14 protein-coding genes are annotated in these 8715 nt (G+C 39.0%); all 14 read left to right on the forward strand.

Going from position 1 to position 8715, the window contains the following annotated elements; genetic code table 11:
- Positions 1–514 precede the first annotated feature (514 nt).
- The 14 genes from VMW39_06555 to VMW39_06620 all read left to right on the forward strand — a co-directional run bounded on the left by VMW39_06555 (position 515) and on the right by VMW39_06620 (position 8493).
- Positions 515–835: a metalloregulator ArsR/SmtB family transcription factor gene (locus tag VMW39_06555; protein HUW23672.1), complete on the forward strand. Its 321-nt coding sequence runs from the start codon at positions 515–517 to the stop codon at positions 833–835.
- A gap of 22 nt (positions 836–857) precedes the next feature.
- Entirely contained in the window at positions 858–1904 is a 1047-nt protein-coding gene (locus VMW39_06560; protein HUW23673.1) for a permease, read from the forward strand.
- A 22-nt stretch (positions 1905–1926) separates the two neighbouring features.
- Positions 1927–2166: a thioredoxin family protein gene (locus VMW39_06565; GenBank protein ID HUW23674.1), complete on the forward strand. Its 240-nt coding sequence runs from the start codon at positions 1927–1929 to the stop codon at positions 2164–2166.
- 4 nt (positions 2167–2170) lie between these two features.
- Complete coding sequence (locus tag VMW39_06570; protein HUW23675.1) at positions 2171–2419, forward strand: hypothetical protein; 249 nt, start codon at positions 2171–2173, stop codon at positions 2417–2419.
- Positions 2420–2434: 15 nt separating this feature from the next.
- The gene (locus tag VMW39_06575; GenBank protein HUW23676.1) at positions 2435–3166 is read left to right on the forward strand and encodes a cytochrome c biogenesis CcdA family protein; all 732 of its coding nucleotides are present in this window, start codon (positions 2435–2437) and stop codon (positions 3164–3166) included.
- Between the two features lie 2 nt (positions 3167–3168).
- Entirely contained in the window at positions 3169–3720 is a 552-nt protein-coding gene (locus VMW39_06580; protein HUW23677.1) for a hypothetical protein, read from the forward strand.
- Positions 3721–3794: 74 nt separating this feature from the next.
- Complete coding sequence (locus VMW39_06585) at positions 3795–4631, forward strand: (Fe-S)-binding protein (GenBank protein HUW23678.1); 837 nt, start codon at positions 3795–3797, stop codon at positions 4629–4631.
- Positions 4632–4698: 67 nt separating this feature from the next.
- Positions 4699–5061, forward strand: a complete 363-nt coding sequence (locus VMW39_06590; protein HUW23679.1) for a metalloregulator ArsR/SmtB family transcription factor — start codon at positions 4699–4701, stop codon at positions 5059–5061.
- A gap of 27 nt (positions 5062–5088) precedes the next feature.
- Positions 5089–5247: a hypothetical protein gene (locus VMW39_06595; protein ID HUW23680.1), complete on the forward strand. Its 159-nt coding sequence runs from the start codon at positions 5089–5091 to the stop codon at positions 5245–5247.
- 30 nt (positions 5248–5277) lie between these two features.
- Positions 5278–6579, forward strand: a complete 1302-nt coding sequence (locus tag VMW39_06600; protein HUW23681.1) for a permease — start codon at positions 5278–5280, stop codon at positions 6577–6579.
- Between the two features lie 22 nt (positions 6580–6601).
- Positions 6602–7321 carry an arsenite methyltransferase gene (arsM, locus tag VMW39_06605; GenBank protein HUW23682.1) on the forward strand — a complete coding sequence of 240 codons (720 nt, stop codon included), beginning with the start codon at positions 6602–6604 and terminating at the stop codon, positions 7319–7321.
- 6 nt (positions 7322–7327) lie between these two features.
- On the forward strand, positions 7328–7648 hold the full coding sequence (locus VMW39_06610; GenBank protein HUW23683.1) for a hypothetical protein: 321 nt from the start codon (positions 7328–7330) through the stop codon (positions 7646–7648).
- 15 nt (positions 7649–7663) lie between these two features.
- Positions 7664–7882, forward strand: coding sequence for a zinc ribbon domain-containing protein (locus VMW39_06615; GenBank protein ID HUW23684.1), 219 nt, complete (start codon positions 7664–7666; stop codon positions 7880–7882).
- A 68-nt stretch (positions 7883–7950) separates the two neighbouring features.
- Positions 7951–8493, forward strand: a complete 543-nt coding sequence (locus VMW39_06620) for an arsenate reductase ArsC (GenBank protein HUW23685.1) — start codon at positions 7951–7953, stop codon at positions 8491–8493.
- The last annotated feature ends 222 nt before the right edge of the window (positions 8494–8715 follow it).

Here is an 8715-nt window from a genome sequence, read left to right on the forward strand (position 1 = left end):
TTTCCCAAACCGGATAGACAAGATAGGGACTTGTAGGGGCTCGATTTATCGAGAAATATTTGGAGTCCGCCTGAAAAGGTCTGGAGTCCTCCCGAAAGGGAGGAATGGTTTAGCCCTTGCTTTCGCAACGACTCCATTATAGGAAGGTCTAAATAATGCCAACTTATGAATATTCCTGCTTAGATTGTGGTAATAGATTCGATATCTTTGCCACGCTGTCAGAAAAGGAAAAAGGACTTAAGGTGAAGTGCCCAAAGTGCAAAAGTAAAAAGACTTCTCAAGTCTTTGGCAATATCTCCGTAATAACCCCGGGAAAAAGCAAGGGGTCCTCTTCGAGCTGTCCTCCAGGATGCTCCTGTCCGTAAGCGCCTTTCTCGTCCAGAAATTAGAAGATGACAGAGAAAGATTACCTCCAGGCCATCTTGAATTTGAGTGTTCAAAATTTACTTGACAAATCTTGTTACATTATGCTATAATTCGCATAGTTGCATTAAAGCATAAAGAGGAGGTTGAAATGCAAGAACCTATAGTTAAAATGATAGCCGGTTATTTTCAAGCGCTGAGTCACCCGACAAGAATTGAGATTTTGCAGCTTCTTAAGAGTAAGGGAGAGATGTGTGTATGTGAGATAGTGGAGAAATTAGAAAAAGACCAATCCAATATCTCAAGGCATCTCAATGCACTTAGGACAGTGGGCGTTGTGGAATTGCGGGGCGAGGGCGTAAGGTCATTTTACAAAGTGAAACATAAAGATGTGGACAAGATTCTTGATATAGTCAAGTCTATTTTGCATGCGCAAGTAAAAGAAGGGCAAAAAGTTTTAGAGGCATTCTAACTTCTTAGAGAGGAGAATTTGTATGTTCTTCGATTTAATCTTTGCCGGGCTATTAGCCTTAAAAGAATACATTGCCGAGCATGTTGTAACTTGTCTTGTGCCGGCTTTTCTCTTAGCCGGGGCAATGGTGAGTTTCGTATCTAAAGAAACAATTATTAAGTACTTAGGCTATGCAGCTAACAAGCTAAAGTCATTTGCCCTAGCCAGCGTAGGTAGCTTCTTCTTAGCTGCCTGTTCCTGTACAGTAATTCCTGTTGCCAGTGGGCTATATTATAGGGGAAGCGGAATTGGACCTGCCTTTATTCTTTTATGGGTAGCTCCCGCAGCAAATGTTCTGGCGCTTTTATACACGGGTGCGATTTTGGGCTATGAAATGGTAGGTTCCAGAGTTATCTCAGCAATTCTTATGGCATTTATCGTTGGACTGATTATGAATTTTGTTTTCAGAAAGAGCGAAGAAAAAAGAATAATTAATAACAGCGATAACCCGAAAGGAAAAGTAATCGGGTCGCGTGACCTTATCCTGATCCTTTTGATTTTGTTAACACTGCTTTTGCCAAATTACCTGATAAGAAAAGGCCCCTATGTCCATAAAGTTATTGTCTGGGCAATAGCGACTATGATAATGATTATTTATGCTCTAAGAGTAAAGACAAAAGATGAATTAAGAAATTGGCTGCGCGAGACCTTCTTTTTTGTAAGGATAATATTTCCTTTACTTCTTTTAGGTGTTTTTATCGTGGGTATCATCGGAAAGATTTTACCGCAAGAGTGGATTCAGAACTATTTGGGAGGCTCATCTTTAGGCGCTTCGTTCCTGGCAACTCTAATTGGGGCGGTAAGTTATTTTGCCACTATGACTGAAGCGCCTTTTGTGGATACTTTAATGAAACTGGGCATGGGGAAAGGTCCAGCTTTGGCATTATTATTGACTGGTCCGGGTATCAGTCTTCCTAACTGGCTGGCAATAGCCAGAGTGTTTGGTGCCAAAAAGGCAATTTGCTATGTGTTGACGATAATTGCGTTGGGAACTTTTGTGGGTTGGTTTTTTGGGAACTTCATATTCTAAAAAGTTGAAAAGGAGAAAAAAAATGAAGATTGAAGTTGTAGGTCCGGGATGTCCAAGATGTAAAGCGACAGAGAAAAATGTAAACGAGGCTCTTAAGGAATTGGGTATCGACGCCGAAGTTACTCATGTTCATGATATGGGTGAAATGGCAAAGAGAGGAGTAATGTTTACTCCCGCTCTGATTGTGGACGGTCAGATTAAGACTTCCGGCAAGATTCCTACAGTAGGTGAGATAAAAAATATTTTGTCTTCCGATAAATAAGCAAATGAAAGAAAAAGTTGTTATCAGTCTAAATCAAAAAGAACAGATTGAACTTGAGCGAATTACAACTGATGGGGACGAAAAGCAAGCTTTGGAGTTCTTAAGAGAAGTGGTGAAAAAGAAGGCTGCTAAAGCTGCTGCCCCAGGTTGTAAGCCAGTATTTGAATGGCAAGGGAAAGAGCCTCAAATACTAACAGAAATGAAAGCTAAAACAAAGAATAAGGAAAATCAAAGGTCAAAAAGATTGAAATAAGGAAAGGATATATTTATGGGTAATGTGACTATATGGGGTCTTTTTGGATTGGGTATAATGACCAGCCTTTCTCCCTGCTCTTTAGCGCTTCTTGTTGCCGCGCTATCTTTTATCATTAGTGAAGAGAAAAATTTGAAAGAAGGAATCTCTATCGGGATTTCTTTTACCTTAGGGATGAGCTTTGTCTTTTTTATTCTTGGACTTTTTATTTCTAAGTTAGGCCAATTCATAAGGTTTGCACATCTTTTTTATATCATCGCCGGGATATTTTTAGTTCTCTTTGGTTTAAGCCAATTAGGTATCTATAAGGGAGCAAAGATTAAACTCTTTGCTAAAAGTAATGATGGTAAACCGAGAAATCTTAATATCATCCAACGATTAGTATTTTCTGTTTTACGTTTAGGTCAATATTCAAAGATTTTGTCTGCATTTATCTTAGGGACACTTTTTGCTTTTGGGTGGGCGCCTTGCGCAGTATCTTTGATTATGCCGGTAGCGCTTTTAATAATGAGCCAGGATATAACCATCTGGCAAGGCGGAGGACTTTTGTTTACGTTCGGTTTAGGTCATGGAGTTCCAATTATACCTTTAGCCGCTCTTTCCGGTCAGATGCGCGCTCAAGTAGCAAATAAATTTACCAAGGCAGGTGAATATCTTGTTAAGATATTCGGGGTGATTATTTTGGTTATCGGTATATTATTTATCATCTATGGCCCAAAGTTAAATGTTATTTTTGGAGGTAAATAATAATGAGAAAAATCAGCATCCTCACAATTTTCATTTGTGTTATATTATTGACTTTTTCTCAAATACTATATGTAAAAGCAGAGCCAAAAATGGCAACAAATTTTCAATTACGCGACCCCTGGGATTATGAATTTTCTTTAGAGCAGTTTAAAGATAAACCTGTTATTTTACATTTTTTCCGAATTTATTGCGGCGGAAAGATTACAAAAGAAAGTTTCAAGCAAATAGAAGAGCTAAATAAAATCTGTGCAAAATTATGTGAGGGCGAAAAATGCACAGAGGGAGACGTTCATATAATAAGTATAACCTTAGCAACCTGTCCTACTACTGACCTTAAGGAATGGGCAGAATACTTTAATATAAACTGGCTTTTAGGCAATGACTACGACGATTACAAACTCGACATAATTAAAGATTATTCCAAATATCTTTCTGAACTTACCGACCCCTCATTGATATTTCTCAATAAAAACCACGAGGTTGTATTTACTTCAGATTATTTGGATGCATCTGAGATTATTGAAAAATTAAAAGAGGTATCGCAAATCAATTGAAAATAAAGAATTATATATGATTACCAGAATCGGTATTATGGCCGCTGATTCGGAATATCATTAGAAGTAAAAACTTGAGAAATAAAAAAGAGAAGGAAATAGTAGTATTTCCAAATAGAGAAGAATCTAAAAGAGCAAAGGAGATTATTAACCAGACCAGGGTAGCCTTTGAGCCGATAGCGCCACCGGAGAGTTTTCTGGATGTAGCAAGCGAGGTGTTTATATTTTCTCAGGAGGATAGGCCCAGAATAGAACTTGCCATATCTAATAAAAACTTAGCGGTTAGTGGATTTATAGATTATAAGCCGGCTTCTATTTTGCCTCAAAAGTTAAGAAGAGACCAGATTCGGGCATCATTATTGAAGGATATAAATATCACCTTTGTTGCTCCTTGTATTGCTGACCCAAAAAAGATAAGGCTAATTGCCTATTTTTTCAACAATGTCGCTGAGGTTTTCCCCTACCTTAATTCTGTAATGAATAATGCCACATACAACAAAGAGGCTCCTACCTTGAATTTCTCAAAAGAGCGGCGTATGGTTAATATTTATTCTCACAAAGTTGCTATTGCCAAGGCTGATGAGATAGTCGATGCCTGGCAAATTTTGACCTATATAAAGGACTTAATCAATGATACATATAATAAAAAAGATTCTATAGTGCCAAATTATGAAAGAAAGGTTCGCGCAACTGCTTTAGAAATATACGGTTGGCTTCCCAAGACAAATTGTAAACAATGTAGTGAGACAACCTGTCTTGCCTTTGCAGTGAAGCTTCTTTTGGGCGAACAGAATATCATTAACTGTAAACCCCTTTTCACTAAAATATACGAAGATAAGAAAAGGATTATGCTTGACATAGTAGAGGCTTTAGGATACGAAGTGCCTGAGGATTTTGAAGAAAAGCATTGACAAGGATTTTTCTTTGTAGTATTATATCTGTGTAATCGCATATAAAGATACGACCGAAGGAGGTTCGATGAAACAGTATATTGATTTATTTAAGACACTTTCAGACGAGACACGTTTAAGGATTATGGTTTTACTTTCTGAGAAAGAACTCTGTGTCTGCCAGATTGAGGCTGCCCTTGGTCTTCCTCAGACCAAGGTTTCTCGCCATCTTACGGTTTTAAGATATGCTGGTTTGGCAAAGGACAGACGGGATGGCTTGTGGATTTATTATTCTCTTGCAGAGCCAAAAAATAAGGTTGAAGAGAATTTGTTTGAATGCTTTAGAGAATGCCTGCGCAAGGAAAAATCCTTTAGAGCGGATTTAACCAATATGAAGAAATGCATTGCTCGGCCCTTAGAAGTTATTGCTGAGATGGTGCGAAAAAGTTAACAGATTATTTTTAAGGAGGAAAGATAGATGGCTATTGTTAGTTTAACCCTGGATGATAAACAAAAGATGTGGCTTGAGCAAATTATCTTAGATAAAGATAAAGAGGAAGCCTTTAGATTCCTAAAGGAATGTATCTACGATAAAATTAAAGTCCAAGAACAAAGCCATTGTAAGCCAGCATTTTAATTTAGAATTTGAAAATAAGGAAAATTAAAGATGACAGCAGTTACAAATAAGAAAAAACAGTTGTTCTTTTTAGTAGCAGTAATTGTGCTTTATGCCTTGGCCGTTTCCTATGTGGCAGTGAATGATTTATCCTGGTCGGGGATGTTTAAGGCAGGCCTCTTACAGTCTAAAGGGATAGAGGGATTAGAGGCAAGGGTAAAAGAGATAGATAATCCACCTCTATGGAATATCCCTTTTGTTATCTGGTATATCATCCTGAAGGGTGCAGCCCTTTTAGTAGAACTGTTGCCGTATTGGCTTATAGGCATGCTTATCTCCGGAGTCTTAGTGGTATTTGTCTCTTGGGAGGCGGTAAGAAAAAAAATGGGCTATGGCGGTTTTAAGGCAAATCTTATGGCTACAGGTGCCGGAAGTATTATTCCTATCTGTTCCTGTGGAATAGTTCCAGTTTTAGTGGGCATGCTTGAGGCGGGGGTGCCTTTAGGTCCAAGCCTTGCCTTTTTAATCGCTGCCCCCATGCTTAATATTCCTACTGTATTTCTGACCGCCGGGCTATTAGGCAAGAAACTTGCCCTGGCGCGTATCATTGGCGTATTTGCCATTGCTATGAGTGTTGGCGCTGTAGTTAGCTGGTGGCAGAAAAGAGGTGGATTGAAGCATCTGATAAAGATATATGTTAAACCAAATCTTTCACCTGAGGTGCAGAAATTTTCTTATCAGATAGGCGTAAAATTAGCTACTAAGCCAGAAGGGATTACCTTAAAAGAAGCGGGGACAGAAAACTTAGATAAACTAAAGGAATTAGAGGAGGCAGGTCTTATAGAACAAACTAAAGAAGGCAAATGGAAGCTTGTTAATCGGGATATGTCAGCGCACCAGAATGCCTGTTTTGTTTTGCCTCAAGCAAGTGAAAATTTAACCTTTGGGAAAAAAGTTATCAAGACCTTTAAAATTTCATGGGATTTATTCCTGCAGTTAAACTACTATCTAATTATGGCTGTGTTGATTGCCGGTGCAATTAGAGTTTTAATTCCCACAAGTTTAATTGTCAATTTTATAGGAGGAAAGGCACTTAATTCAGTGCTTATTGCCTCGTTAGTGGCTGTTTTAGCTTATGTGTGCACCTATGTTGAAGTACCCACAGCAATGGCTCTAATCGCTAAAGGAATGGGGCCAGGGGCGACCCTGGCTTATCTATTAGGGGGCCCGGGCTTAAGCCTTCCCTCGATAATGATGCTCTCAGCCGCGTTTCGTAAGAAACTCTTAGCTTTATACGTGGGTTTAAGTTTCATTGGCTGTGTGGTTGCCGGGTATGTGTTTAATTTATTTTAAAACTTAAAAGAGGTACACTTTAATGAAAAGAAATGAGATTAAAAAAGAAGTAAAAAAAAGATATGGACAACTTGCGGAGCAAGGTTCTTCTTGCTGTCCTGATTACAGTTGTTGCGACATTGGCTATAGCATTGAGGAAATTAAGGATTTTCCCTCTGATATATCGGAATTTTCGCTGGGTTGCGGCAATCCTGTTGCCCTGGCAGATATCAGAAAGGGTGAAACTGTCCTTGATATAGGCTCGGGCGGAGGATTGGATGTATTCCTTGCTTCCAAAAGGGTTGGCCCTGAAGGTAAAGTCATAGGCTTAGATATGACCGAGCAGATGGTTGAAAAAGCCAGAAAAAATGCTATAAAAGGAAATTATAACAATGTGGAATTTAAGTTAGGAGAAATAGAAGATATTCCGGTAAAGGATAATTCAATAAATTTAGTTATGAGTAACTGTGTTATTAACCTTGTCCCGGATAAGGAAAAGGCATATCGAGAAATATATAGAATCTTAAAGCCGGGTGGAAGATTTGTCATTTCTGACCTGGTGACTGAGAAAGAGTTGGATGAGTCCATAAGAAATAATCCAGAGAAATTAGTTGCTTGCGTTGGCGGAGCGCTTACCGAAAAGGGCTATATCGGAGCAATTAAAAAATCTGGTTTTAAAAACGTAAACATTCTTAAGAAAAGTTCTATGGTAGTAAGTGGAGTTAAGGTATTGAGTGAAACCATAAAAGGCGAAAAGAGGTGATCGGTTATGTCAGATGAGAAAGCAGTAAAAATCTTTACATTGGAGCAACAGTTTCCCTGTGGGCCGCAATCAAGTTGTTGTGGGCCAATAGGGCAAAGTGAAGAAGAAATAATATCTTTAAAAAATGGGATAGAAAAACTCGGAATTGATGTGGAAATTTGCGATATCAGGAAGATGAAGAACTTACAGGAAAATCCACAAGTGTTCAAACTTTTTCGTACATTTGGACCTCAGGCTATTCCCGTAATAACTGTGGGCGATGAGGTTGCCTGTATAGGGCAGTCGGAAACTAATGAAATTATATCAGCCATAAAAGGCAAATTATAAGAGGAGGAGATGATTATGCCAACATACGAATATCTTTGTCAGGACTGTGAGAAAAAATTTGATGTGAAGGCAACTATAAAAGAGAAGGAAAAAGGGCTAAAGGTGAGCTGTCCTGAGTGTGGCAGTAAGAAAACAGTTCAACTCATAGGAAACTTCTTTACTTTCTCTAAAAGAAGTGGTTCTGATTTTGGGGGCGGCTGTGGTCCAAATCCAACTCCCGGCTGTTGTGGATAAAAATTAAAAAGAAACGGATTCTATTCTTATGTACCGATAATTCTTGTAGAAGTCAGATGGCCTAAGGATTGTTAAGGCATCTGGCAAGGGACAAGTTTGATGTTTTTAGTGCAGGAGTTAAATCGACGCAGGTAAATCCATTGGCTATGAAAGTGATGGATGAGATTGGGATAGATATTTCAAAACAAAGGTCAAAATCTGTTAAAGAATTTTTAAGCCAGCAATTTGATTATGTGATTACTGTTTGTGACTATGCCAGGGAAGCGTGCCCGGTATTTCCGGGTAAATATGAGAAGATACACTGGGATTTAGAAGACCCTGCTCGAGTTCAAGGAACAGAAGAGGAAAAACTTCTCATCTTTAGAAAGGTAAGAAATCAAATTAAAGAAAATATCCTGAAATTCTTGAATTTGTCTAAAGATAAAGCAAAATTGAAATGTCCCCTTTGTGGGTATATTCAGGAAGTAATTATTCCTCAAAATTCATGCCTCTATTTCTACGAATGCAAAACATGCCATAAAATGATTAGCCCTGCCCCGGGTAGCTGCTGTGTCATTTGTGCCTACTCAGACAAAACCTGTCACGCTCCGATGAATCCAGCCCCTGTGTAGGAGCTGGATGAATCGGAGCTACTCCTACAGCAATCACCAATAAGAGGTCTCTGAAAAAGTCCCCTAAGTGTCTTTGCGAGGAGCAAAGCGACGAAGCAATCTGACACGAAGTGTCATTGCGAACGAAGTGAAGCAATCTCATGGTTTGGCACGAGGTTGCCACGGGCTTTGCCCTCGCAACGACCCTGCGGGTCGATTGCCGCGCCCTTCGGGCTCGCAATG

It is taken from the genome of bacterium, assembly GCA_035530055.1.
Lineage (GTDB): Bacteria > UBA6262 > WVXT01 > WVXT01 > WVXT01 > WVXT01.